Genomic DNA, 25816 nt, shown 5'->3' with positions numbered 1-25816 from the left:
ATTTTGATATGGAGTTAATCCGCTTACTTTCCCTCTTCACCACTAACAGCAGGTTTTGTTTCAAGCCCCCCAATGTTCAACACGCTATTAAATACACGCATAATTTCATCTTGCAGCTTGCCTGCCTCTAGACCATCCCATATGTCGTCCACAGTGAATTGATTATCGAAGACATTTACTACGAAACCAATCATTTCATCGAATGTTTCGACTGAAATGTCATTACCTTCTTTACGCATTTTTTCGTTCATCTTTAAGGCATTTCGGAATACTCGAGCCTTTACAAAGTCATTGCTAAACATTTTCTTTTGGCCATCGATTTTTAATGTAATCTGCATAATTTATCCATCCTTTTTATCAAAATAAAAAAAGAAACCCTCGAAAGGGCTTCTCTCTTTTAAGGTGTTGGTACTGTTTCACTTGGTTTTGCTACTGCAGCAAAGAACGTTTCTGCTGTCGCTGTCACACCTGCATCACGCGTATCGACAGTATGTTTGATGATACCTTCAATTAATGGTAACGCCTCACCGCCAAATGGATACACTTTATAGCTTATTTCTCCTTTTTTACGTGTAGTATTCAATTCTTCACCTGGTTTTAGTTTTGCTTTTAATAGCCAGACAAGTCTAGATCCTGATTCAAAACCAATTGCCATAGCATTTGGTGTATCATTTGCATTTGTGATGATACCGCCTTCTGCAGATTTTTTATGCCCATACCAGTCAACTAGTACTTCTGTTGGTAAATCTGCTGTTTCACCTGCAATAGTAATAGAATCCAATTGTGCCTCTTGGTCTACGACACGATCTCCCGCATCCAAATGTGCTTCTGAGAAGTTAGGTGTAAGTGTTAGAGAAATAGGCATTGTTAATGTTTTCACTTCGCCCCAAGTTTCTGTTTGCTCGTTTGTCATTAGTGCATAGTGGATACGCTTTAAGCTAATTTTTTGTGGTTTTTCATTTACTGTTGTTGTCATTTACATGACCTCCCAATTTGTTATTATTAATCATCAAAAAAGACGAATTGCAACACTCTATTAAAGTGAGATTCGCCTTCTTCGTATGGTACATCATATTCTAAAATTCTTTCATAGCCATCCTTCTTCATCAATTGTTTGATGCTTTCTACAAGGTGATGGTAACTCGAGACAGACCATACATTTAGTTGTATAAGTCGCTCTGTTTCTATTTCCTCTTCACCCGCTTCGAAGATTGGCTTTGCACTTACCTCTAAAAAGGTAATAAACTGATTTGTTTTTTCCAAGCCAGTAGGAACTCCGTTAAACACGACAGGTAAACCTAATGGCTTTAATATAGTAGGAATGTGCACAAATAAATCTCTCATGACTTTATCTCCTCAATCTACTTCTGCCGATACTTTAATTATCTTTAAGCTCAATACACAAGTGAACCATCGTCCTATTTATCCCTGACAACTGTTTGACATTGTGATTGCTGCACCATCCCCCTTTAGTGAATGGAAAATTGCACTCCTATAATAGAGTAATACATCCAACAACGAAGGCTCTTCAGCATTCATGTATTTAGAAATTTCCGGATAATTTAAAACGTCAACTGATTTTTTGTCAGTTGACGTTTTCATCTTTATGCGCATATTCATTTTTAGTCACCTCCCTTCAATACTGATATTATTTAAAAAAGCGTAGGATTTGTTACTAGACTTTTATTAATTTTCTAACCTCAGACATACTGTGTATAATCTCCTCTTTTAAATTGGACTCCTCTTGCTTTAAGCGTTCCAGTTCATCACTACTTGCCCACTTCATCTGCCGAAACAGTTCTCGAATTCTTGATTGTAGATTACGTGTATAGTCATCGGTATAAAAGCAAATATACTCTCGACCACAGTTCGGGCAAGTAAAATAAGTCTTTTCAATAGTATGTTGCAGTTTGTCTTTTTTAAAATGTTGGACATAGAATTTGTGACCGCATGATTTATTGCACTTAGCATAAATTGGCTCCATCAATCTCTCCACTTCCTTCTATTTATCATGTTATTTGGCTTAGCGCCGTCCCTTAAATCAGAACAATACAAAAGACCACTCTATTGAGTGGTCTCAACCAAAAGGGTAATTTGTTTGATGTGACATTGTTCTTTTGCCGAACTATTACTTTACCATCATATAACGGAACTTCAACACTTGCTATTCACACTACTGAGTGTCAGTTAAGTGAAAGTTCATTTTTGTGATAGTATTTCCATCGATTACTTATCTAACTAGAAATAGAAAAGGCCTCTCTTATTTGAGTGGCCTTCAACTCTTATGATGAATTTTTTTGTGACATTGTTCGTTTGCCGAACTATTACTTTACCATCATATAATGGATGTTCAATACTTGCTATGCACACTACTGAGTGTCAGAATTATGAAAACTTTATTTCATGGGCAAATCGCACCATCTTAGCAACTTCTGCATGCTTTTTATATATGTAGCTGGCGCTGTAATTTAATTCTTCTGCTATTTCTTCTAATGTCATACCATCCACATACTTTAGCTTTAATATCTTATGATTTAACCCTTTAAACCTACTAATCAGCTGCAAAAAATTTTTCTGTTCAGTACGCTTAATTTGTAATTCTTTTTTGATTCGTTCAATACGTTCTTCTAGTTTCGCTCCGTCAGATTCGGCAGTAAGCTTTACTCCTGCTAAATCCCCACTTACCCAGCGTTTCAATTCTTTTTGGGACTGCTCAAAATTAAATTCAAGATAGCCAATTTCATCTTCAATTTGTTGATAATCTCGTAACCATTCATACATACACAGCACCTACTTTGCATTTTTTTCGACTTTTTAAAAGAAAAGGAAACTAGTATACTTTGGAGTAGCGAACTGTTGCTACCCTATGTTATATTTTTAGAGACTTATTACTTCAATGCTCGTTATAGGTTGCAGCCTTTGACGAGCGTTTTTATTTTACTTAACTTACTGTTATTATTTACGTACATTTTTTTCCCTTTACGTAACTTCAACTGTTTTAATTTTGCTACTTCATTCTATGCGCTACCTTTAACAACTTCTAAAGCTGAAGCTACCCCATCAATGTATTCTTTATGCCCTTTGTATTCCTTCACTAGATTTGGTAATGTACAATCACCAAATGGCATATCACCGTGGTTTAATACTTCTTGAATTATTTGTTGCTGCAATTCAAGTAAATATTGCTCCGATTGCTCTAGTAAATCGTTGAGTGCCACTACTTATTCTCTATTCTTATCAGAAAGTTCAAGTGCTTCTTGTAGATTGATTGTCAGTGCATCCTTAAGATTTGCACCTGAATTTTCGTCGTAAAAAGTTAATAAATCTCCATTTTCATCCACGATGTGAGCACTTGTTATTTTTGTCACTATAAAAATTGATAGCTGTTACTTTCATTTTATTGCCTAAAACATTTAATCTAGCTTTCATTTGTTACAATTCCCCCTAAATTATTTAATATAATTAATCGCATTTGAACTAATTACCAATTGTCGTTTCGTATTTAGATGACACAAATTTTTATTGGTATCCCGTCTCCAAGAATAATATATGTTTTTTCTAATTTTACAAAATACCTTTAAACGGTACTTATGTGCAAAAAAATTATCGTAGTAACTATCATTAACAACGGGTAACCTTATTACCTCTTCAGAAATGCCATAGAGCTTTGCCGCTTTTCTTAATATTAATTCTGGAATAGCAGTGATTCCTTTTTCATAATTACTCAACGTTTTAGCCGTTATCCCCATTTTAAAAGCTGCATCAACTAGTTCTAATTCGGCATTTATACGAGCTGCCTTTAAAGAAATTTGAAACATATTACCACCACCTCCTTTTAAATGGTAATTATACTATAATACCTTTAAACGGTATAGTCAAGTGAATAATACTTTTTATAGGTATTAATTCGTTTACAATAATACCGAATATCGGTATTATAATGAATAAAGGAGGTGCTTTACTATGGATAATTCGGATAAGCTAAAGTTAGTCTTTTCTAAAAACCTGAAAACCCAATTAGATAAAAGAGGATTAAATCAAACTGATATGGCCAGAGATTTAAACATACCTGAAACAACAGTTTCTAATTGGATGAAAGCTAGCACATACCCTAGACCTGATAAATTACAATTAATGGCGGATTATTTTAATATAAAACGTTCAGATTTAACGGAAGAACAGCCAACGAATTTAGTAGAGATACAACCTAATTTTGCAAAAATTCCAATCCTTGGTATCATCGCTTGTGGGGATCCAATCCTAGCAGAACAAAATGTTGAAGGCTATATGTATGAATTTTCCGATTTATTACCAGCTGGTAATATTTTTGCTTTAGTTGCAAAAGGTGATTCGATGGAACCTACCATACCAGATGGCTCTAAAGTTCTAATAAGAGAACAAAGTGAAGTTGAGTATGGAGAAATTGCAGCAGTATTAGTAAATGGTGACACAGAAGCAACACTTAAGCGGGTAAAAAAACAGGGAGATACGATTTTACTTATGCCAGACAACCCTAAACATGAACCTTATATTGTCAATGAAAATAATCCCGCAAAAATTATTGGTAAAGCTGTCAGTTTCAAAGTTACCCTATAATTAGTATGCAGAAATTCACTAATCCTATGTGAGCAGCTCAGTAGCTGCTCTTTTTTATTTCATATAAATGAAAACTTCTAACGTTTCTTCAATATTATGTGGTCTTCAAATTTCCGCATATCAAGGGAGGTATTTTTGGACCTGCTACGCACATACTTGAAGAGGACATTTTCAAGTGCGAATCCCACATATTTTTATATCATTATAATAATAATGGTTATCATTTGATTTTTGTTTAAAATAAGCAGTAGTATGGAATTGTATTAAGGGAATTGGTCCATAACCAAACTATTATACTAATGTAACAATATTAGAGGAGGAGTTTACATGAATTATAAAAATATTACGGTTGCAGGAAGTGGCGTTCTAGGTAGTCAAATTGCCTATCAATCAGCTTTTAAAGGCTTTAATGTAACTGTCTATGATATCAATGACGATGCGTTAAAAAATGCGCAAGATCGTATTTCAAACTTAAAACCATTGTATCAACAAGATTTAGGTGCGACACAGGAAGAAGTAGATGCTGCCTATGCCCGTCTGACTTTTAATAGCAACTTAGCAGAAGCCGTTGCGGATGCCGATCTTGTAATCGAAGCGATTCCTGAAGTCGTAAAAATCAAAACAGACTTTTACACGAATCTTGGTAAACTTGCACCACAAAAAACCATCTTTGCAACCAATTCATCAACATTATTACCAAGTCAATTTGCAGAAGCAACTGGACGTCCAGAGAAGTTTTTAGCGCTACATTTTGCCAATACAATTTGGAAAAACAACACAGCTGAAATCATGAAACACCCCGGTACGGATATGAACGTCTTCGATGAAGTTGTTGAATTCGCTAGAGCAATCGGCATGGTACCACTACCATTATATAAAGAACAACCAGGTTACATTTTAAATTCATTACTTGTTCCTTTATTAGATGCAGCTGAAATGCTATTAGTAAAAGAAGTTGCTGACCCTGAAACAATCGACAAAACTTGGATGATCGGTACAGGTGCCCCACTTGGCCCATTCGCTATTTTAGACATTGTAGGGATTAACACGGCATTTAATATTGTCCAAGCTAAAGCTGCCGCTACTGGTGATGACAACATGAATAAATTAGCCAACTTGTTAAAAACAGAGTATATCGACAAAGATAAATTAGGACGAGCAACGGGCGAAGGCTTCTACAAATATCCAAACCCTAACTTTGCGAAACCTGATTTCTTAAAAGGCTAATCGCTTTAGGAACCAATAACAAAACCCTGTTGATTCTAAATGATGAATCAACAGGGTTTTTGGCTTTACTCAATTAAATAAAGGCATACATTTTACTTTCTCGATTGCGTATGATGGTCAAGCTGTAATCTTTTTTCAAGCTGATGTGTACTTTCCCTATCATCTATAAAGGCGACAATCTTTTTTTTGTTCATTAGAAATCATCACCTGCACCACTCACTTTTAGGAGATTTTGATAGTCAATATTTTGGGCACAGTTCAGTTATTCAACACTTGAACCTGCTCCAATAGAGACCGCTTTTGTTACTACATTATCTCCATTACTATTCTTTAAACGAATAGTACCTTCCGTAACAGATGTTGATGCGTTTAATCGCATCGTTATTATTTTTTGAGCGATTCCCTGGTTATTAGCCGTTAAGGTACCAATATCGAAGTATCCATAGCTTGTCGGCCAAGTCCCATCTGAATTTTGCACTTGAGAAATTGATGTTCCGCCTGGTAGATAAACCTGAATGCGATAGCCATTAGCAGAAGCATGTGGTGTTAACCCACTAACAGTAACTGTCACATTAAATGTATCACCATTATTAGGCAATACAGAGGGCACATCTACAGCATAACTTAATGTAGGTAAAGGACCTACATCTGAACCATAAGATCCATCTGCAAATGTTGAACGGTCATACCATAAATAGCCTGCATTAGGCTGACGCCATGGTTCACCTAAAATCTCAGTTGAAGTTTGAGGATTCTCTAATGACAATCTGGGTGTTACACTATCCAATGTAATCGATGTTTGTGCAAAAGTTGTATAACTTTCATCTTGTACGAGCCAGTCAATAATATTAATTAATAATTCGTCATTATCATTTGCTATAAAGCCATCGTATGTTCTTTTTACATTTCCTGTTTCTTCGTTCCGATATTTAGGTGTTGCATCTTCAACGGGTGAAGAATCCCCAATAAATGCTGCTTTTCCTAATTCCTTTTTACCAATTGCAACATATGGACCTTCTGCTAGACCACCGCCAGCATATACTCCTTGATCCACTGAATTCGACCATTTATTTGCCGATCCAGTTAAACCATTTGGTAAATAGACAATCCCTTTCGCCAGATTTGGATTGGTAATTGCCAGTGTAGAACCTGCATGAATTGAAACTTCTGATACACCAGCTGTAATTCCAAATGACTCACTTGTAGAGACCACTTGATTTGCCACAGTATTATCGATTGCATTGTAACGGAACTCTACACCAAATTCGTCACTTAACCAAGTAGAGCTTTCAACGCCATTTAACGCATTTGCTTCGGCTGATGACATGCCTAATGTTGGATGATGATAAGCACCACGACGCCAGCCATTCATAATTTCATTGGAGTCCCAACGATTTAAATTCCGGTCAGCATTATAATGATCTGCGATAAAGAACACACCACCTCCTAATTCTGCAAATGTAGCAATTGCTTCTTGTTCAGAAGCGGTAAATGGAATTTGCGCCTCTGGAATGACAAATGCATCATAATTTATCAAATCATTTAAAGTTAATGGCGCATCACTACGGAATTCTTCTACTGTATATCCTTCTGCAGCTAATCCATCAGCAAAATCAGAAAAAGCACCATCAATTACCCAGTCAGCTTGGCCAGCTGTTTGTCCATGACTATTATCAAATAATACTGAATAACCATTCGATTGCACAGGCGTAATAATAGGAGCTGGATCTTGTGCATTTTCTGCCGAGCTCGTATGAACAAATATTGAACTAATCATCACTGTACTCAATACTGCTGAAAACACAAATTTGGATTTCTTCCTCATAATAAACCAACCTCCAATTTTTTAATGAACTTCTAGCCCGCAGTAAAAACATTATTCGAAACCTTTTTATTACCCCCTAACTAATTTTGTGCGAATTTTGTTGGACATATATTCAACGATTAAAATAAGCAAGATTAAGCCTATTAAAATCGAACCAACCTCTGACCATCGATAGGCATTCATCGCAAAGATTAATGGCGCTCCAATACCTCCAGCACCCACTAAACCAAGTACGGTTGCATCTCGTAAATTCATATCAAAACGATAAATTACAATTGATAAAAAGGATGCCAAAAGCTGCGGCAATAGTCCAAATCGAATTTTTTCTAATGTTGTGCAGCCGATTGATTCCATCGATTCTAGAATGGATATATCTAGATCTTCAATGACGTCTACATATAATTTCGATAACATACCAATACTTACGAGAGACATTGTAAGGACACCTGCAAAAGGTCCTGGTCCCGTTACACGAATAAACATTAACCCATACACAATCGCTGGGATTGTTCGAATCAAAATTAATAAAAATCGAACAACATAGGCAATTGGCTTTGGGACAATATTAGAAGCGGACAAAAAAGCAAGTGGAATGGCTAAAATCGAACCAACGATTGTTCCTAAAAATGCAATCGCCATTGTTTCAATTAATAAATATGGCACACCACTTGTCGTAACATTCACTAATAAGGACAAATCTGGCTGAACCATACCGACTAAAATATTTTTAGCAATTGTAAAACCATTCGTTGTCAGCTGCTCAAATTCAATTGCCGATAAAGACCATCCAAAAAGAAGGCATAAAATGAAGATGGTCACTAATTGCGTGATACGACGATTCGGTTCTAGTTTATATTGTTTTTGAATGACATCCATGCGTAATCTCCTACATTAATTTCTTTCGATAATGTTCACTAATGGTTTCAATCATAAAGACCGTGACGACTAGTAAGAGTAAAATCATGCCGACGTTCGCATAATTTCTCCAGCCTAAACTCTCATTTAACAATAGCCCGATTCCACCTGCTCCGACATACCCTAAAATAGAGGCATACCGTACGTTTCCTTCGAAGCAAAATAAAGACGTAGATAAATAATTAGGAAGAATTTGAGGGAAAATTGCATAACGAAATGACTGGATGTTTGTTAAGCCCATTGAATTCATAGCCTCATAAGCATCCATATTGGCATTTTCGATTTGCTCGTATAATAATTTCCCTACATAGGCGACTGTAAATAAGAAAATTGCCACTGTACCGGCGACCGTTCCTAAGCCAAAAACGAAGGTCGCAACTAATGCGACAATTAAAGTTGGTAGCGTACGCAGTAAACTAAGAAGAAACTTCATTGTTGCTGACAACCACTTCCACTTCGTCATATTACTTGCTGCAAGGATTGCTAACGGTAATGCACATAGAACGCCCATTAAAGAGCCCAAAAGCGACATTTTAATGGTATCTAGTAATGGTTGCCAAATGTAAGGGAAATACGCCCAAGTCGGCGGAACCATCTGTTGTAAAATCACAAAAAATTGTGCGCTTCGTTTCATAATCGTTTCAACATTAAAGCCTGTAATTACAGCTGAGAAATAAGTAAGCACAAGAATCGCTACCACAACTAATGGCGTAAGAGCTCGCTTTTCGGTCACTACTTTTCCATTTGGAAGTATTATTTTTTTAGTTGGTAACAGCTTTTCGAACATCTACTACGCTACTCCCTTCTTCAACCTGACCATTATAAATTTGCTGAAGCACTGCCTCTGTGACATCCTTTGCCGCTCCATCATAAACGATTTCACCAGCACGAATGCCAATAACCCGATTAGCATATTCGAGCGCTAATTCCACATGATGAATGTTCATAATAACCGTCATGTTGAGTTCTTTATTGATGCGTCGAAAATCATCCATTACTTGATGGGCTGTTACTGGGTCTAGTGAGGCTACTGGTTCATCTGCTAATATGATTTTGGGATTTTGCGCTAAAGTACGTGCCAGTGCCACACGTTGTTGCTGCCCGCCTGACAGTTGATCTACACGTACATAGGCTTTATCTAAAATTCCTACGCGATCTAATGCCATCAAAGCCTGCTTCTTCTGCTGTTCTGTGAAAACCCCCAACAATTTTCTCCAAAAAGGCATTTCCGGAACGAAAGACACGAGTACATTTTTGATGACCGAAATACGTGTGACTAGATTAAAAGATTGAAAGATCATACCAATATTACGTCGAAATTGACGTACACTTTTTCCCTTCAATGTATGAATATCCACCTCATCAACCAATAATGTGCCTCCTGTAATTTCATGCATTCGATTGATACAGCGTAATAGCGTTGACTTCCCTGCCCCTGAAAGCCCAATAATTGCGACATATTCGCCTTGTTGAATTTGCAAGTCCACATTTTTCAATGCTGAAAAACCATTGGGATATTGTTTTTGTACTTGTTTAAAAGCAATCATGTCCTTACTCCATTCTTAGAAAAAATGAGAACATTGCTAGAACGTTCTCATTTCCGCTTGTTATTCGATTGAACATTTGTCCATTATTTTGAACCTAATTGTTGTACAATTTCTTGTGCTTTACGCTCATTATCATAGTCTGAATCCGTTGCTTCTTGATAACCCTCATGACTATACACAGCGATAACGGCTTCACCTTCTTCAGACTTTCCGATATTAATGAACGCTTGTTGTAATACTTTTTTTAGTTCATCGTCCATAATCTCTGCGTTTTTACTTACACTAATTGTGTCATTATAAATAGCAGGCATCACACCGATTAAATCTGTTTCTGCCCAAATATCTGCTTTACGATTAAAGTCAGTCGTCCAAGCTTCTTCGTAATCACGACGAGCATCGGCAAACGTAACGAGTAAATCTGTTTGTCCTGAAGCTAAACGAGCAAAGGCTGTACCATAAGAATCTGCTTGTACAACTTTAGATAAATCGGTAATCGTTTTCTTATAGTTTTCTTGTAACCATAGTGCAGGATAAATATAGCCTGCTGGTGAAGAAGAAGACATAACATTCCAGTTCGCACCATCTAAATCTTCAAATGTTAATGCTTCACCCTTATTTACTTTTGCTGCCAGTTCTTGACCTTTTGCTGATGGACCTGCAATTAAAATCCCACGATAGGAAATTGCTTGCTCTGCCGTTGCTTCTGTTGGTTCATTTTGATTCCAATCAGCAGGTTTATCTGAATCATTGTTTAATCCTGCACGCGTAGCTGTTAAAATTACTTCTGCTCCATCGTCATAAAGGACATATGTACCTCCTGGAATAAAGCCAATATCCGTTGTTCCAGCAGATAATGCTTCTCCCACAGCCTCATAATTTGTCCCAACTGTAATATCGATTTTATCTACGTCATAACCTAAGCTTGCTAGTTCTGTTTTCAACAAATCTTTTAATGGTTCTGTTGCTGTAATAATTTCTTGTGGATCACGAGATGGCACAAATCCAATTGAAAGTTTTTCAAGCTGTTTGTTACCAGAAGCCTCTTCTGCTTCTGAATTATCTGCATTCGTTGCCCCGCTTGATTCATTATTTTCTGTTGATTCATTTCCACATGCTACTAGTAATACAGCAAGCAGACATGCTGTTGCGAACATAAGAAACTTTTTCAAATGTATTTCCCCCTCAGGTTTTTTTAATGCTCCATAAATATAGCAAAGCATTGTTAAACACATATGAAATGTTTATATTATTTTCTAAAATATGTAAATTTATTGTAAATTTCTTTTACTACTTCTTTTTTAGCTGCTTAAACATCGTATACTAAAGTCAATTCAAATCATTTGGAGGTTAAGCAATATTATGGTGACAAAAAAACTGCAAATACTTGTAACAAGTGACATCCATGGCTACCTTATGCCTACTACCTATCGTCGTACATTAGAACCTTTAGGGTTAGTGAAATTAGCAAGCATTATAGAGGAATTACGTAAACAAACACCAAGTCTGTTAATTGATAATGGCGATTTAATACAAGGTAGTCCGCTAGCTTCTTATTACCATGCCAGTCGCTCCGATAGACCAAACCCCATTATCGAAGTAGCCAATTTCTTAGACTATGATGTTGCGATATTTGGGAATCATGAATTTAATTACGGGCTCCCCTTCTTAAAAAAAGCAGTTACACAATCACAATTCCCTTGGTTAAGCGGGAATATTTTTCATAAAGATGGGTCAACATTTACGCAACCCTATATTGTCACAGAATTAGACGGGATACGCATTGGTATCATTGGTGTCACAACGCATTTTGTACCCGTTTGGGAGGAGGCGACTCATATCGAGGGCTTAGATTTTCATGATGCCTTTGAGAGCGCAAAAAGGTGGATTACGCATATACGTCAACATGAAAAGGTAGATGTGGTGGTGCTGTGTTATCACGGTGGATTTTCACATGATTTATCATCAGGGGAATTAATCGAACCATACACAGGAGAAAATCAAGGTTATGTCCTGTGTAAAGAACTTGATTGCGATATTGTCATCACTGGCCATCAACATCAAGAAATTGCGACAAAAGCCTTCGCCAAATCCGTAGTACAGCCTGGCACGAAAGGAAATTGCTTAGCAGCTATTACCATTGATCTCGATATAGAGGATGGACAAATCATCAACATGCAACATGAAGCAGCCTTACATTACGTAGAAGAAAATACACCCGCTTGCCCGCAAGTAACATCGCTCGTGGCATCCATTCATCAACAAACGGAAAACTGGTTGGATGAGCCCCTAGGGACCATTGAAGGAAACATGTTATTTGAAAATGCCTTTCATGTACGTGTCTATAAACATCCATATATCGACTTTATTCAAAATGTACAAATGGCATTGACCAACACCTCCATCTCATGTACGGCATTATTTCACGATGGACCTGGAGGGTTTCCAAAGGATGTCACGAGAAGACATATTGTGACAAACTATATTTTTCCCAATACCTTAAAAGTGTTACAAGTGAAGGGGCAACATATTATCCAAGCGCTTGAACAAAATGCCAGCTATTTTTCACTAAAGGATGGAGATTTAACGATAGCAAAAAGCTTTCTTTATCCGAAAGCACAACCCTATAACTATGATATGTGGGAAGGAATCAACTACACCCTAGATATTCGTCGTCCCATTGGAGAAAGAGTAACAGAAGTGACATTTCAGGGCGAGCCATTAAATCTGCAAACCTCCTATGATGTCGTGATGAATAACTATCGTGCTACCGGCGCTGGGAACTTCCCCTATTTTGCAGAATGTCCCATTGTAAAAGATGTTCAAACTGATATGACCGAACTCATTACGCGTTATTTTGAAAAGCATCCAATCATACAAGCGACGCATCATCAGAATTGGAAGATACTATTTTGAACTTAAATTAAATCTCTTTATAAGAGTTAAACTGGTTCTATATGTACGGACAAAACAGAAAATAAGCTTCTTAAAGTTTCCGAAAAAGCAATAAAGCATAAACTTTCCAATCAGCATATAAAAAACCACAACCCAAAAGGCTGTGGCAGTCAATTTTACCTATAGTGTACACATTTAATCGTCATTTTGTAGAATTTGACCATCGCTCAATTTAATTACTTTATCAGTATATGGAAGCATTTCTTCGTCATGTGTCACCATTAAAGTAGTAATGTTTAATGTTTTAGTCAGATCTCGGATTAACAACATAACATCTTCAGATCTTTTTGAATCTAAACTTGCCGTTGGTTCGTCTGCGAAGAGAACTTTCGGCTTATGGATAATTGCACGTGCAATGGCAACCCGCTGTTTCTCCCCCCCTGATAATGAAGGAGGATAGGCATTTGTTCGATGATCCATCCCCACTAATTTTAGTATCCGATGAACCTCTTTTTTTTGTTCATGTTTCTTTAATTTTGATTCAGAAACATCTAGCATGAGCATGAGTTGTTCTTCTACTGTAAGAAATGGCACTAAGTGCGCAAATTGAAAGATAAAACCGAATTTACTTGCTCGCACTTTTCGAATTTGCTCTGCACTCAAACTCATCATATTTTTCCCTTCGAATATGACTTGACCATCTGATGTAGGTTGAAGTCCCGCAGCTATAGTAAGCAATGTACTTTTTCCAGAACCAGAGGCGCCCACTAATGCTGTCACTTCACCTTCATTCAGGGAAAGACTAATGCCTTTTAGTATTTCTTCCTGCACTTCACCATTCGTAAAAGTTTTTCTAACATTCTCCATTGTAAATAGTGTCATATTAGATCTCTCCTTGCTGTATCGCTTGTAATGGCTCTATTTTTTTAATTTGCATCCCAGAAATGGTAGCGCCTATAAATCCAATAATTAGGAATACTAAAGACAATTGCATTGTTGTTTCAAGCGTTAAACTAAAAGGCATTCCTTTCGGTGCAATCGCATTAAAAATTTGACTCAGTATAATAGACAGCACAAGAGAAATGATTGTAATAACAACCATCTGTGTCCATATCATTTTGAATAATCTACTTGTTTTTAAACCAATTGCTTTTAAAATACCGTATAAACCAATTTTTTGAACATTCATCATGTAGAAAAAGATTGCAAACAACATGCCACTAATTACTACTAAAAACCAAACAATCATATTAAGGGACATCTGCTCTGCGCTGTAGCTGGGAATAGTATTAAGAAAATCTTTATTTGAAAAGGATTGTAACCCTGTAAATTGTGACGCATCCCCACCTGGTGTGAACACTAATTGCATTTCTTCAACACGATACATTTCTTTATAATCTTCTATACTAATATAAGCAACTGGGGCATGACTAAATTTCTTTTGTTCCACAAAACCCTTTACAACAAACTTGCCGTTAAATTGATTATTCGTTAATGTATCTCCAACCTGTATACCTTTATCTTTCAATGAGCTATCTAAAATAACTTCCTCATGTTTAACATTTGCAAATAATGTTGAAGCCGTAGAAGTTACAAAAGCAATGCTTTGCTGCTTACCAGCCTCATCATTTACAAAGCCCATTTGAATGGAAAACGCTACAGCATCCTTTTGTTGGTTTAAAATTTCATCTTGGATACGACTATCTATTCTTGACAGATTATAACTTTCATCTGCATCTTTATTCATATAAAATTGCCCTTCTGGTAGATCTTTAATTAAAGCAGCATTGTCCTGCGATAATCCATTTGCCAAACCCGAAATTATAAAGGTTAGTAGACTCACAAGAAAAACAATTGAACCCAATATCAAGAATTTCACTTTATATTTCTTAATTTCTTTCCAAGCAAGGTTCATTAATAAACGCCCCCAATCACTTTTATAAGCTTACAATACATCGCCTATATGAACGGAAGATGAACAAACCATTACATTCAAAACAAAGCTGTAGTATTTTGAAATATCGCTTTGCAAGAAGAGCATTGGCTAACGATTTCGCGAGCTATTGATGCATACTTGCCCATCACAGATCGACCTATTGAAAAATCAATTAAGATTTTAACTACGATAGAATGATATTCACTGATGCTTTATGACAAAACAAAAAAGCCAAAACCCTTTAGGATTAAGGGTTTTGACTGTTTTGAAACTATATGATTTCGGTGTATGGAGACGGCGGGGGTCGAACCCGCGTCCAAAGACTCCAATACTTTAGCTTCTACGCGTGTAGTTTGCCTATTCGCAATTCACGTAGCATTATGCCGACAAACAGGCGTCCTTAGAGCCACAAGCAATTGAGAGTTTTCCATACTTTTATATTTAACGATTTTCTCCACTAGGGAGTATTACATATTTACGAACTTGGTTCTAAGACCTTCCATAATTTTAATATTAACACAATAATATTAAAATATGAAATATTTAAATATAGATATACAATCTATAATTTAATCTATAAAATTTATTTTTATTATTTAAAAGTTTGGAAATCTTACAGAATTATTTCATTAAATAAATCACTCATGTAATCATTGATACCTTCATAATCATTTTTACCTCTCAATGATAGTAATGCATTTATATCTTTATCAGAAAGCATTATAACCCAACCTTTTCCACTATTAACTATATCTTTACATCTATCAATATTTTTGCTCTTGTCAAAAATATTTCTACAAACTAATATTCCGAATTCACCATATTTTTTATTGAATCTTCCAAGAAGTTGGTCAAACTCAGGATTTTCTAAATCTGAACTATAATTCTTACATTCTATTAAAATTTTTGCAGACTTAATATCATACAAATTCTTCAAATCTGAAAAGAAACCATCTCCTACTGTATTATCAAATGTAATATCGATGCGTTTTCTTCCCCCATTTATTTTCACTTCTTTTTTCCCTCTTCTAAGGTCTTTGTCGAAAATATATTTTAAATTTTTAAATATAAATTCATGATAATCACTTGCTTGTATTGTACCAGGTTTAATCGAACTAAGGTCCCTTTCCATATTCTTCTTTATATCTAAATTTGAATTATTTTTTATTTTTAATTGGTCGGTCATAACGACGTTAATTTCATTTACATTTACATTATCATTATCATTATCAAACTGTAGAGAATCACCTTTATTAGCTTCCCAATTAAAAATACTAAATAGCTCTTTAGCAACAAAAAATGCTAATTTAGGTGGGAAAGCAGACACAATTTGCCTAAACTTAGATGCTTCATTACCTATAAACTCAAAACTTTTAGGAAAAGATTGTATGGCAGCGGCATCTTTTGAGGTTAAACGAACAAAATAATCCTTATGCTTTAGGTAGTATATATGCCTATAAAACAAAGTAGGCGCTACTGACTCAAGATTAAGTAAAATGTGATTTCTTTTAGACAAAAAATTCACATTCGAAACTTTTTCATACTCTTCAATATTTTTTTCAAAATCCCCCAAAACATGTTTTAAGTTAACTACTCCATTTATTTCAGATGGAAATTCGTATTTATTACCTAGTCCATTATCTAAAATTCCTACAATAATCAGTCTTTCTTTTTTTTGAGCCATTCCATAATTAACTGAATTTAATACACTATACTTTATATCGTAACCTATTAAAGTAAATTCGTTAATTAAGTATTTAAATAATGAACCTTTTTGAAAATTCAGAAGTCCCTTTACCGATTCAAATACAATCGCTTTAGGCTTTTTTATCTTTAAAATTTCAATAATTACTTCAGTATGTTCATTCACCAAGTATTTATTAGAAATAGCAAATGGAGCACTTATTATTAAAGAACCAATTATTACATCAGAATCAGGAAGACTATGAGCATTAATTTTTCGGATGTCCGTATTAAGTGTTTTTGTATTTAAAGAATTTATGTAAGTCTTACAACTATTACTGTCCACATCAATTCCTAATATAATTTCAAATCCTGCTTTACTAAAACCATAATCTAAACCACCTGCACCACAATATAACGAAACAACAGTTGGTTTTTGTGAATTCAATGTCATATCCCTTCTCCTACCTTTAAATTAACTTGTTATCATTTAATAATTAGAAAATTATGTATTTAATGAATTAAATATATTCTTTATTATCATTTATTTTAGAGTTATCATTACCACGAGCAAAAAAAAGAGAATCAAAAAGATTCTCTTTTGAGTTTACTATTATTTCTTCAGTTGTGAGTTGCAACAAATGCTACATTTTGTAGAACTGAGTGAGTTACTTTTACTAGGTTTACTTGGGTTAAATTTCATTTTTAGTTCACGATTATGGGCAATTACTATTTTCTAACAATTTATTATACGTCCTATTGTAATTTAATTGTTGTAATTTGTGAATACAAATTTTCACCCCATAATAACAATCAGAGATATAGACCGCAATAATAAAACTAAAAGTAATAATTTTCACTGAAATTCCACGTTGAATAGCTAACTCTGTCAAACCATTCTAAAATAAGAACATATTATAAAAACTAACCCCCGAAATTCTGTATCTTTTGTTGATACTCTATTTTCAAATAATAAGTTTCATTGTAATTATGATACTGGTATATATACTCTTTTAAAAGTAATTTTTCAATACTATCACGAGAATTTTCTAAAACAAACAGATAGATAGCTTGCACTATAGAATTCCTTAATTTTTTGAAGTTACCAGAATCTAATTTATCTCTAGAGACATTTGGTTTAATCTCTTTGTTTTTTATGTTTAAACGTAAATTATTAACATTTAAGCCGAAAAACTTTTATACGGATCGAAAACCGAGAAATCAAAATACACTGCGCCAGACGGGCAAGGATCATTATTTGATGATGATCCGTCTTTTAGCGATTCTGAGCACACAGAAGAACAAAGCACTCACATAATTTCCTATACAGTTGTACGTAAAATACATAAGAAAAAGCGCAATGATTCACTTCGTGATGGCCTAAAAATAGAAACGATTCACCATCTTCCAGAAAGTACGAAGTGCGACTGTTGCCATGGACAAATGATTGAAATTGGCTCAACTATCGCACGTGAAGAAGTGAAATTCATTCCCGCAACGATGATGAAAGTTCAACACGTTGAACATGCTTACGAATGTAAAAGCTGCAAAAGCGATTCATCCCAAAAAGCGCAGATTAAACGTGGGAAAGCGCCACAACCTGCCATTCAACGTAGTATTGCAGGCTCAAGTGTTCTAGCAAAACTTATCCATGATAAATTTGTCCAATACTTACCTCTTTACCGTCAGGTAAAGGAATGGGAACGTCATGGCTTACATACGAATGATAAAAACCTTTCAAACTGGGTCATTCGCGCAGCGGGGGATTGGTTATTACCTGTTTACGAACAAATGAAATCAATCATGATGGCGAAATCAGTTTTACATGTCGATGAAACATATGCACAAATACTTAAGCGTTCGGATGGAAAGTCCGGTCAATCGAATGCCTACAATTAAATTGGGTTTACCGAAGTGTGCCGGGCCAAGATCCCACGTTTATTCTATTTCAGAGTTCGTTATCACGAGCTCGGTCTGTCCTTGAAGATTTTACGAAGGGTTATACTGGCACAATTGTTTGTGATGGTTATTCTGCTTATGGCAAACTAGAAGGTGTAACCTTCGCCAATTGTTAGGCACATGTTCGTCGTTATTGGTTGAAGGCGGATAGTAAAAACGGGCAAATCGGCGTAAAATATTGCGATGATTTATATCGACTTGAACGTAAGTTTAAGCACATGTCTCCAGGGAAACGTCGAAAACAACGTAAAAAGCATTCGAAACCAATCGTTGAAAAGTTTCTGGATTGGGTTGAAAAATCGCCGTTCTACGGAAAAAATGCGCTTGCAAAGGCTGCGGAATACACACTCAATCGAGTGAATGGTCTAAAAGCATTCTTGAATGATGGGCGTTTTGAAATCGATAATAATCTGGCTGAAAATGCCATTCATCCAACGTCATAGGGAGAAAAAATTGGCTTTTCTCTGTCAGTGAAGCAGGTGCAAAAGCAAACGCCATCTGCTTAAGCATCGCTGAAACGGCCAAAGCAAATGGTGTGGACTTCTATCAATACCTGATGAAGTTAATGACGGATCTACCGAATCTGGAAATCCACTGAAACCTAGAAATTATAAATCAGTACATGCCTTGGTCAAAAAACATCCAAGCTACATGTGGAAAATAAAATAGCCGTATATCTGATAAAAAAACAATGATATACAGCTAATCGTGATGCGTACCGAAAAGGTGCGCCTATTTTTTTATAATTCGGGCTTACACATAACTTTGTAATGTAGTAGAGTAAACTACTATCATTTATTTTAAGAATCTTCGAGACTTCTACAAATGTATACAGTTGTTTAACACTTAAAGTTTTTAAAAACTTCGGAAAAAGCACTTCTTCTTGATCACTATACTTTATTAACGCATTATAAATTTTATCTTTGGAAAATAATGTTTTTAATTTTTCGATTTCTATGTTGTCTTTATTCAACTGCGTCACCTCTTACAATACAAGGATTTCAATATTGAATTTACAATTATAGAAAAAGCAGTTTTTTAGAAGTAATTTTAACCCCAAAAAGCTGCAACATTAAATGCTATAGATTAAAAAGTTATATGTGTTATAGTTCCTTTTCCACGAATATAAATTTCACGATGCCTTGCTTCATTAATAGCTTTATTTACTATTGATTCATATTGTGTAGTAGGTACACCCTCATATTCTAAATTTATCCCCACGTAAGGAACGGCGATAGCCTTTTGCTTCGACTAATGTCCTTAGTTCTTTAAACAATTCAGATGTAATATCTTCATGTGCTAAATTTCGTGTAGCTTCTTCATCCTCTAAACTCTCTACAATTTTGTATACATCCATCGTGAGTTGACCTTTAAAAAGTACTTTCATCATTTATCAATCCCCCTGGTATTTTTTCTCTGAGTACAATCCCATCTAAAAAGCCTTGCTTGTATATATCTTGAAATAATAAGTGTTGATAATTAAGAATTGATATCTGTATCGACTCAGAAATCTCTTTAACTTCTCTTTCACTTATGCCTGAAAGAGTTTTGGATAATTTCTGTTTAACATCTTTAACCATTTCATTTTGGTGATTCCTAAAAACTTTGTTATGATAAAGCACATCAATCCTTTCATCAATTAATAAAATAAGTGCTGATTCAAAGTTTCCGATAACGTTCAACCCCCTCATTTACTTATTATGTATATTTACGTTTTAAGTATAATTTATTTTCTATTGATTGTAAAATACAATAACTGTACGATTAATTAAACGATATAAAGTGGAGTTGAAATAACATATATGAATAACTTGCAAATAGGACAGTTAATACGTTCGTTACGCAAAGAAAATAATTTAAGTATGAGCGATTTTGCTCAAAAATTAGATATTTCTCAAGCATCTATTTCACGAATAGAAAGCGGTATTCAGGAAGCGAATTATGCACTGTTAAGTGAAATTTGCGAACAATTTGGACTAACGCTTAGCTCATTCTTTTTATTGCTGGAAAACAAAGTTGATACAACTATTAAGATTCCACAAGATAAATCTCTACAAAGTGAAAATATAGATGACGAATTATTTAATATAATTAAAAATTTATCAGAGGAACAAAAAAAGGGATTATATGTACTGTTACTTCCCTATATCAGATAATTTCCCATAAGAAAAACCTTAGTTTCTCGTATTTAAACGTAAACTAAGGTTTTTTAAACTGCTATTTAGATGAATATTATATATTTGTATTAATATTTATATCTCATTGTATTTAGTATTTTTTCCAGCAAACTTTTCAATGGGATATTTTTCATTATTTTTTTGAAGTTTATTATTTATTATTTTTACTAAGTCCAAATCCGTTTCATTCGCAAACAATATTGCATAAATCAAAACATCAGCTAGCTCATCCTTCATCTTATCTAAGTTCTTTTCAACTGCTTCTTCACTCGTTTTCCATTGAAATAGCTCTAATAATTCACTCGCTTCAAGTGATAAGGAGAGTGCTAGATCCTTAGGATTATGGAATTGCTGCCAGTTTCGTTGGTCTCGGAAGTGCAAAATGTTTTCACGTAGTTGTTCTAACTCACTCATGCTATTCACCTTCTTTTTGATATTCTAAAAGTTTATTACGTAATGCTTCATCACTTGAATAAATGTACAGCCCCTTAATTCCTCGCTTCATCAAGATATTGATTGAGTTTAGGACGATTTTTTCCTTTGCTTCATTTACATTTTTAATTCCATCCATACCTGTATAAGCACCTTTATCCATATACTTACTCGTATCAATAATGATTTCATCTTTAGTAACGTCATATTGAACAGAAGGCCCAAGCACGACTCCAACATATTTTAAATCAAAGCCTTGTATTGTATATATTGAACCAGCCTCATAAACGGTTTCAGCTTTTTCAGCCCACGTATATTTTGTACTTGTTGTATTCCATGGTAGTTGGTATTCACCATTTGATTCTTTCACGTAGTAGGTCCCACCATCTTTTTTATGTAAGTAATCAAAAGTTGATACAATACGACTTAAACCGTGCTGTGTATTTTTGGATTTAATTTCATCATGCATGTCCTTCAAAGATTCAAACACTTTAAATTCATAGTTTTTATCTTTAGGAAGCGGCAATAATTTTTTCCGCTTAAACTCGTTTATCCAATTGATTACGTCATCATTTGCTTGCATGCGGAATTGGTTTGTTAACTGGTATTCTTCGTGAAAAGTGCTTAATTTCTTGAGTCCTTCTAATGTTGCTGCTCCCCATAGGCTCTTTAGTTTTAATACTTGATCTTGATCATAAATGATGACAACTACCTTTGCTAGCTTCAAAAACTCCTCTAAATGATTATTGCCGTGGAAGCCATTATAAGTATCTGGCTTTGTTAACAGTAAATGCGCTTCATCAACGAAAATGATATCAGCCTTTTTTTCCTCTTTTTGCAACGTATTAATCAAAGATGTAGGCTTTGCAAAGTTTTTCCCTTTTAAATGCTTCACCTGTTTAGCTATATTTTTATACGTTTTGAACATTTCCTCATGGTTCACAGCTAAATAATTTTCTGTACGATATAAGTTTGAAGATGCTTCTTCAGCTCTTTCTTGAATGGTGTTGAAAATAGAACTTAAGACAACGCTTTTACCAACGCCCGCTTCACCTTCAATGACTAATAGACTTCCATATTTACTTGAGTTTTGAGTTACTCGTTTCTCACAAAATTCAAGTACTTTATCTTTTAATTCAAGTTGTTCTAAAGATAATTCTTTAAAAGGAGATAATTTAAAAATATCTTTGTTTTCAATCACATGTAACTCATTATCGACAAGCTTTTGTTCATATAGTTTTTGCCAAAGTTCTTTAAATAGTTGTTGATCGTAATAAGGCTTATTGTAGTAGTTATGAGTAAAATCGCTAACCGTCTTACTTTTATTTTGAAGCGTATATTTTTCATCACCAAGGAAGTAGTTAATCAGCTTTGTCTCTAGATGAAAGGTTGCTGAACGATTAAAGTGTTCGTGCTTAATCAAATTTACTTGTTTAATATTTTTACGTGCTTTTAAATGAGCTTTCATACGATTTTTAAAATAAACAGTTTCACCAATATAAGCTTCCTTATTGCCATTTAAAACATAAATGACTGGATAATTTAAATACTGCTCTTTGTTGTTGATTTGATTAATGCTTTCTTGTATAAAAGGCCATGATAGAATTTCGATAGCTGTCATTTCTTTACTCCTTATCACTTTGCAAGGCTATTTCTTCATTATATTTTTTAACGCATTCTCATAAATCCTACTTTGAACTTAAAAGTTGTAGTATAAATTGCAATGACTAATAAAATTAAACCCTATAAAAATAATCAATTCTCTTCATCAACTTTGAGAAACTAATAATTTCGTTATAGCTTTTATCTTTTATTCCTGCTTTTTGGCATCCACCAATACAGAACCTTAGTTTCCGTATTTAAACGGTAACTAAGGTTTTTTAAACAGCTATATTTCACCTGTTAACTAAATCTAAGCCTAAGTTTGTTGTTGCACTCCTAATTACCTGCTTTTTTCATAATTTTTACATTTCATATTTCTTTTTTAGTATACTTACTATTTATACTTACTATTATATAGAAAAAACGCCATTAATCTAATAATAATTAGAAAGTGAATGATGCAATATGAATATGGACCAATTCGAGCAATTATTAACGTTAGATGAAAGTGAAATTTTGGATTTTAAGAAGACGTTTTATGTGAAGGAGCGTTATGTAGACCTACTTACAGATGTAAGCTTTATGGACATTACATCAAATGTTTATATTGTTGAAACAGAGGAAATCAAAGCTAATGCATTTGAAAATTTTATTCAATATTTGAACTATTAGAACAAGCTCATTATTAAGCTTGTTCTTTTTATATTTGTCTACACACTCTTATTTATCTTGAAACATTATACATAATATGATAAGTATGTAAGGTACTACTCTATCTTACACTCTGTCTCTGTAAAAGGGTATGGATGATGAAGAAGTTAATGTGCAATGTGGTCGGGGATAATTTAGAGTGTGAACGTAGTAGAGACGCTCAACTTATATAGATGACTGGTTGGGTTGTCAGTAGCCCGGTGGAGTTGAAAAGTAACATTTCAGAGCACTTAAATGGATTCGAAAACGGCGAGAGATTTATGGTTAGTTAAGAATGTGGTGGTGGAGAAACAAAACTTGGTTATATTTCAGGGCATAATTTGGAGGTTATTGAACAATGAAAAAGAATAACGTTTACAAAGTAATAATTGCATTTTTAACATCTATTATAGTGATGGGTATCATAGCTATATGGTATCTCGTATCTACCGATAGTTATCCTACAAAGATCAAGCAAGAAAGTTTGAGCTCGGAAGGTGAAATTGCTAAGGTGGTAGAATCCGAAGCGGTTGAGGTGATCCACGAGCCCGCTACTGATAAATCTTGTCTGTCACCTGAAAACGCAATCACTTTAGACAAAATGTATGCGAATTACCTAGAGTTTAAACGTGTGGCACTTAATGAAGATGGATCACTAAATTTCGATAACGCAATCAACGCTTATAACGGCATCACTCAGAACTTAGCTACATCGGTCCTTATGACCCGCTCAACGGCTTACGACAAAGAAGTATACAAAGTGGTGAACGAATGGGCTGAGGACGCTTCTAACGTCTCAGATGACATGCTAGGATTCATTCAAGGTACGCAGGAGGTGAATAACTTTAATTTAAATATCTTCAGAGCTTCGTTTGATGATCTTGATAACTTCTACGGAAATAAACATAGATGGGAGAATTGCCAATGACTATGTATGACGTGAAGGGAGTAACTTCTAATGATTATATGCCGGGATGGGAGGTCGGAGAATTATTCTCCGTCTCCTGTGAAGCGGTAGGGTATCGTAGCACAGTGAAGGATGAAAACAAATATAGCGGTGATGGTTTATATTGTTGAAACAGAGGAAATCAAATCCAATATTTGAAAATTATATTTAACATATGAACTATTAGAACAAGGTCTTTTTAGACTTGTTCTTTTTTTTTCTACAAACTCTAATTTGTCTTTAAACGCTATAAATAATATGATAAGTATGTAAGGTACTACTCACTTTACACTCTGTCTCCGTAAGCAGTACAGAGGAGGAATTACTTTGGCGAGAAATCCCCAAATCAAAGAGTACACATTAAAAGATGGCGAAAAGCGTTTTATGTTTAAGTTTTACCTTGGTACAGATTCATTAACTGGAAAGCCTTTAACTACTACTCGACATGGCTTTAAATCACGTAAAGAGGCGCAAGATGCTATGAATCAGTTACAGCTCAAGGTATACAGTGGCACATATAAAAAAACAACAATATAAGACTTATCAAGATATTTATAACACGTGGGTTGAGCAGTACGAAAACAGCGTTGAAGAAAGTACATTTGTAAAAACTATAGGTATTTTTAAAAATCACATTTTACCTGCTATGGGTTCTTATAAAGTGGACAAGATTGATATTGCAACTTGTCAAAAGCATGTAAATCAGTGGGCTAAGAAGCTAAAGCGGTTTCGCATGGTTAAGTCGTATGCTGCGAAAGTTCTCGATTATGCCATTAAACACGGCTACATTGATAAATTACAACCAATTACTACACATGGTTTACGCCATACTCATTGCTCACTATTATTTGAAGCGGGTGCAAGTATTAAAGAAGTACAGGAAAGGCCAGGACATACAGAAGTAAAAACGACTATGGATATTTATACACATGTGACCAAAAAAACAAAAGCCAGCACCATTGATAAGTTTGAAGCATACATCAATGCACGCTAATTCTTTGACCTAATTTTGACCTAGTTTGACCCAAAAACGATTGAAATCTGTTGAAAGTTTTTGAAATAAAAAAAGCGCCAAACCCTTGATATATCAAGGAATTTGACACTTTGTGATTTTAAGTATATCTTCGCCAATTTCTTAACGATATATTTGCCACCACAGTAATACCAACCTTTTCAAGCTACTTGGTTTTAATACCCAATGTATTTAATATTGTTATATTGATTTCAATTGAATTTACCTATAACTTTTGGCATTGTTTTGATTAATTTTTTTACTTTTGGCATTTGTATTCTTAACGTAAGCCCGAATTATAAAAAAATAGGCGCACCTTTTCGGTACGCATCACGAATAGCCGTATATCATTGATTTTTTTATCAGATATACGGCTA

The 25816-nt window shown here is 34.7% G+C and carries 29 protein-coding genes and 1 pseudogene; 10 read left to right on the top strand and 20 right to left on the bottom strand.

The genetic code is table 11. The features are described 5' to 3' along the window. Positions 1–23: 23 nt before the first annotated feature. The 8 genes from gpG to ACQKII_RS19095 form a co-directional block, all read right to left on the bottom strand. Entirely contained in the window at positions 24–338 is a 315-nt protein-coding gene (gpG, locus tag ACQKII_RS19130; protein WP_427461972.1) for a phage tail assembly chaperone G, read from the bottom strand. A gap of 59 nt (positions 339–397) precedes the next feature. Beyond that, a complete protein-coding gene (locus tag ACQKII_RS19125) occupies positions 398–976 on the bottom strand; it encodes a major tail protein (protein ID WP_427461970.1) in 579 nt (192 codons plus the stop codon). A 26-nt stretch (positions 977–1002) separates the two neighbouring features. Then, the gene (locus ACQKII_RS19120; protein WP_427461968.1) at positions 1003–1344 is read right to left on the bottom strand and encodes a hypothetical protein; all 342 of its coding nucleotides are present in this window, start codon (positions 1342–1344) and stop codon (positions 1003–1005) included. 78 nt (positions 1345–1422) lie between these two features. Further along, positions 1423–1620, bottom strand: coding sequence for a hypothetical protein (locus tag ACQKII_RS19115; protein WP_427461966.1), 198 nt, complete (start codon positions 1618–1620; stop codon positions 1423–1425). Between the two features lie 55 nt (positions 1621–1675). Continuing rightward, positions 1676–1987, bottom strand: a complete 312-nt coding sequence (locus ACQKII_RS19110) for a hypothetical protein (protein WP_427461964.1) — start codon at positions 1985–1987, stop codon at positions 1676–1678. Positions 1988–2385: 398 nt separating this feature from the next. After that, positions 2386–2781, bottom strand: a complete 396-nt coding sequence (locus tag ACQKII_RS19105) for a DUF1492 domain-containing protein (protein WP_427461962.1) — start codon at positions 2779–2781, stop codon at positions 2386–2388. A 236-nt stretch (positions 2782–3017) separates the two neighbouring features. Continuing rightward, positions 3018–3218 carry a hypothetical protein gene (locus ACQKII_RS19100; protein WP_427461960.1) on the bottom strand — a complete coding sequence of 67 codons (201 nt, stop codon included), beginning with the start codon at positions 3216–3218 and terminating at the stop codon, positions 3018–3020. 231 nt (positions 3219–3449) lie between these two features. Beyond that, the gene (locus tag ACQKII_RS19095) at positions 3450–3818 is read right to left on the bottom strand and encodes a helix-turn-helix domain-containing protein (protein ID WP_427461958.1); all 369 of its coding nucleotides are present in this window, start codon (positions 3816–3818) and stop codon (positions 3450–3452) included. Positions 3819–3963: 145 nt separating this feature from the next. Here ACQKII_RS19095 and ACQKII_RS19090 point away from each other — a divergent pair, with 145 nt between their 5' ends. Continuing rightward, the gene (locus ACQKII_RS19090) at positions 3964–4596 is read left to right on the top strand and encodes a LexA family protein (protein ID WP_427461956.1); all 633 of its coding nucleotides are present in this window, start codon (positions 3964–3966) and stop codon (positions 4594–4596) included. 327 nt (positions 4597–4923) lie between these two features. Beyond that, positions 4924–5823: a 3-hydroxyacyl-CoA dehydrogenase gene (locus tag ACQKII_RS19085; RefSeq protein ID WP_427461954.1), complete on the top strand. Its 900-nt coding sequence runs from the start codon at positions 4924–4926 to the stop codon at positions 5821–5823. A 262-nt stretch (positions 5824–6085) separates the two neighbouring features. Here ACQKII_RS19085 and ACQKII_RS19080 read toward each other — a convergent pair whose 3' ends face one another. The 5 genes from ACQKII_RS19080 to ACQKII_RS19060 form a co-directional block, all read right to left on the bottom strand. Continuing rightward, the gene (locus ACQKII_RS19080) at positions 6086–7648 is read right to left on the bottom strand and encodes a DNA-binding protein (RefSeq protein WP_427461952.1); all 1563 of its coding nucleotides are present in this window, start codon (positions 7646–7648) and stop codon (positions 6086–6088) included. Between the two features lie 69 nt (positions 7649–7717). Continuing rightward, positions 7718–8524 (bottom strand): phosphonate ABC transporter, permease protein PhnE, encoded by an 807-nt coding sequence (gene phnE, locus ACQKII_RS19075; RefSeq protein ID WP_427461950.1) that lies wholly within the window; start codon positions 8522–8524, stop codon positions 7718–7720. Between the two features lie 10 nt (positions 8525–8534). Further along, positions 8535–9350: a phosphonate ABC transporter, permease protein PhnE gene (gene phnE / locus ACQKII_RS19070; protein ID WP_427461948.1), complete on the bottom strand. Its 816-nt coding sequence runs from the start codon at positions 9348–9350 to the stop codon at positions 8535–8537. Beyond that, on the bottom strand, positions 9325–10110 hold the full coding sequence (gene phnC, locus ACQKII_RS19065) for a phosphonate ABC transporter ATP-binding protein (protein ID WP_427461946.1): 786 nt from the start codon (positions 10108–10110) through the stop codon (positions 9325–9327). Before phnC ends, phnE (ACQKII_RS19070) begins: the two co-directional genes overlap by 26 nt. Positions 10111–10193: 83 nt before the next feature. Then, positions 10194–11279 (bottom strand): phosphate/phosphite/phosphonate ABC transporter substrate-binding protein, encoded by a 1086-nt coding sequence (locus ACQKII_RS19060; protein WP_427461944.1) that lies wholly within the window; start codon positions 11277–11279, stop codon positions 10194–10196. A 190-nt stretch (positions 11280–11469) separates the two neighbouring features. Between ACQKII_RS19060 and ACQKII_RS19055 the strand changes: the two genes are divergently transcribed. Further along, positions 11470–13023, top strand: a complete 1554-nt coding sequence (locus ACQKII_RS19055; protein WP_427461942.1) for a bifunctional metallophosphatase/5'-nucleotidase — start codon at positions 11470–11472, stop codon at positions 13021–13023. A gap of 174 nt (positions 13024–13197) precedes the next feature. Here the strand turns inward: ACQKII_RS19055 and ACQKII_RS19050 are convergent, their stop codons facing one another. The 3 genes from ACQKII_RS19050 to ACQKII_RS19040 form a co-directional block, all read right to left on the bottom strand. Then, on the bottom strand, positions 13198–13884 hold the full coding sequence (locus ACQKII_RS19050) for an ABC transporter ATP-binding protein (protein ID WP_427461940.1): 687 nt from the start codon (positions 13882–13884) through the stop codon (positions 13198–13200). A 1-nt stretch (position 13885) separates the two neighbouring features. Continuing rightward, on the bottom strand, positions 13886–14917 hold the full coding sequence (locus ACQKII_RS19045) for an ABC transporter permease (RefSeq protein WP_427461938.1): 1032 nt from the start codon (positions 14915–14917) through the stop codon (positions 13886–13888). 634 nt (positions 14918–15551) lie between these two features. Further along, the gene (locus ACQKII_RS19040; RefSeq protein ID WP_427461936.1) at positions 15552–17075 is read right to left on the bottom strand and encodes a DNA cytosine methyltransferase; all 1524 of its coding nucleotides are present in this window, start codon (positions 17073–17075) and stop codon (positions 15552–15554) included. A 737-nt stretch (positions 17076–17812) separates the two neighbouring features. Here ACQKII_RS19040 and tnpC point away from each other — a divergent pair. Beyond that, positions 17813–19244: pseudogene (gene tnpC, locus ACQKII_RS19035) on the top strand (IS66 family transposase); the annotation flags it as partial. A gap of 534 nt (positions 19245–19778) precedes the next feature. Here the strand turns inward: tnpC and ACQKII_RS19030 are convergent. Next, positions 19779–19970, bottom strand: a complete 192-nt coding sequence (locus tag ACQKII_RS19030; protein ID WP_427461934.1) for a hypothetical protein — start codon at positions 19968–19970, stop codon at positions 19779–19781. Continuing rightward, positions 19951–20262 carry a hypothetical protein gene (locus tag ACQKII_RS19025; RefSeq protein WP_427461932.1) on the bottom strand — a complete coding sequence of 104 codons (312 nt, stop codon included), beginning with the start codon at positions 20260–20262 and terminating at the stop codon, positions 19951–19953. The genes ACQKII_RS19030 and ACQKII_RS19025 overlap by 20 nt, the downstream gene beginning before the upstream one ends. A 120-nt stretch (positions 20263–20382) precedes the next feature. Between ACQKII_RS19025 and ACQKII_RS19020 the strand changes: the two genes are divergently transcribed. Further along, the gene (locus ACQKII_RS19020; RefSeq protein WP_427412229.1) at positions 20383–20736 is read left to right on the top strand and encodes a helix-turn-helix domain-containing protein; all 354 of its coding nucleotides are present in this window, start codon (positions 20383–20385) and stop codon (positions 20734–20736) included. Positions 20737–20832: 96 nt separating this feature from the next. Here the strand turns inward: ACQKII_RS19020 and ACQKII_RS19015 are convergent, their stop codons facing one another. Continuing rightward, the gene (locus tag ACQKII_RS19015) at positions 20833–21171 is read right to left on the bottom strand and encodes a nucleotide pyrophosphohydrolase (protein WP_427461930.1); all 339 of its coding nucleotides are present in this window, start codon (positions 21169–21171) and stop codon (positions 20833–20835) included. A gap of 1 nt (position 21172) precedes the next feature. Continuing rightward, positions 21173–22810: a DNA/RNA helicase domain-containing protein gene (locus tag ACQKII_RS19010; RefSeq protein WP_427461928.1), complete on the bottom strand. Its 1638-nt coding sequence runs from the start codon at positions 22808–22810 to the stop codon at positions 21173–21175. Between the two features lie 446 nt (positions 22811–23256). Between ACQKII_RS19010 and ACQKII_RS19005 the strand changes: the two genes are divergently transcribed. The 5 genes from ACQKII_RS19005 to ACQKII_RS18985 all read left to right on the top strand — a co-directional run bounded on the left by ACQKII_RS19005 (position 23257) and on the right by ACQKII_RS18985 (position 25421). Beyond that, the gene (locus ACQKII_RS19005) at positions 23257–23463 is read left to right on the top strand and encodes a hypothetical protein (RefSeq protein ID WP_427461926.1); all 207 of its coding nucleotides are present in this window, start codon (positions 23257–23259) and stop codon (positions 23461–23463) included. A gap of 376 nt (positions 23464–23839) precedes the next feature. Then, positions 23840–24409 (top strand): hypothetical protein, encoded by a 570-nt coding sequence (locus ACQKII_RS19000; RefSeq protein ID WP_427461924.1) that lies wholly within the window; start codon positions 23840–23842, stop codon positions 24407–24409. Then, complete coding sequence (locus ACQKII_RS18995; RefSeq protein ID WP_427461923.1) at positions 24406–24558, top strand: hypothetical protein; 153 nt, start codon at positions 24406–24408, stop codon at positions 24556–24558. Before ACQKII_RS19000 ends, ACQKII_RS18995 begins: the two co-directional genes overlap by 4 nt. A 196-nt stretch (positions 24559–24754) precedes the next feature. Beyond that, positions 24755–24964 (top strand): Arm DNA-binding domain-containing protein, encoded by a 210-nt coding sequence (locus ACQKII_RS18990; RefSeq protein ID WP_427461921.1) that lies wholly within the window; start codon positions 24755–24757, stop codon positions 24962–24964. Further along, complete coding sequence (locus ACQKII_RS18985) at positions 24936–25421, top strand: site-specific integrase (RefSeq protein ID WP_427461919.1); 486 nt, start codon at positions 24936–24938, stop codon at positions 25419–25421. The genes ACQKII_RS18990 and ACQKII_RS18985 overlap by 29 nt, the downstream gene beginning before the upstream one ends. Positions 25422–25816: the final 395 nt, after the last annotated feature.

The sequence above is a fragment of the Lysinibacillus sp. NPDC048646 genome (assembly GCF_050272295.1).
Taxonomy (GTDB): Bacteria; Bacillota; Bacilli; order Bacillales_A; family Planococcaceae; genus Lysinibacillus.
The sequence above is the reverse complement of the archived record's forward strand: the minus strand, read 5'-3'. Positions and strand labels throughout refer to the sequence as shown.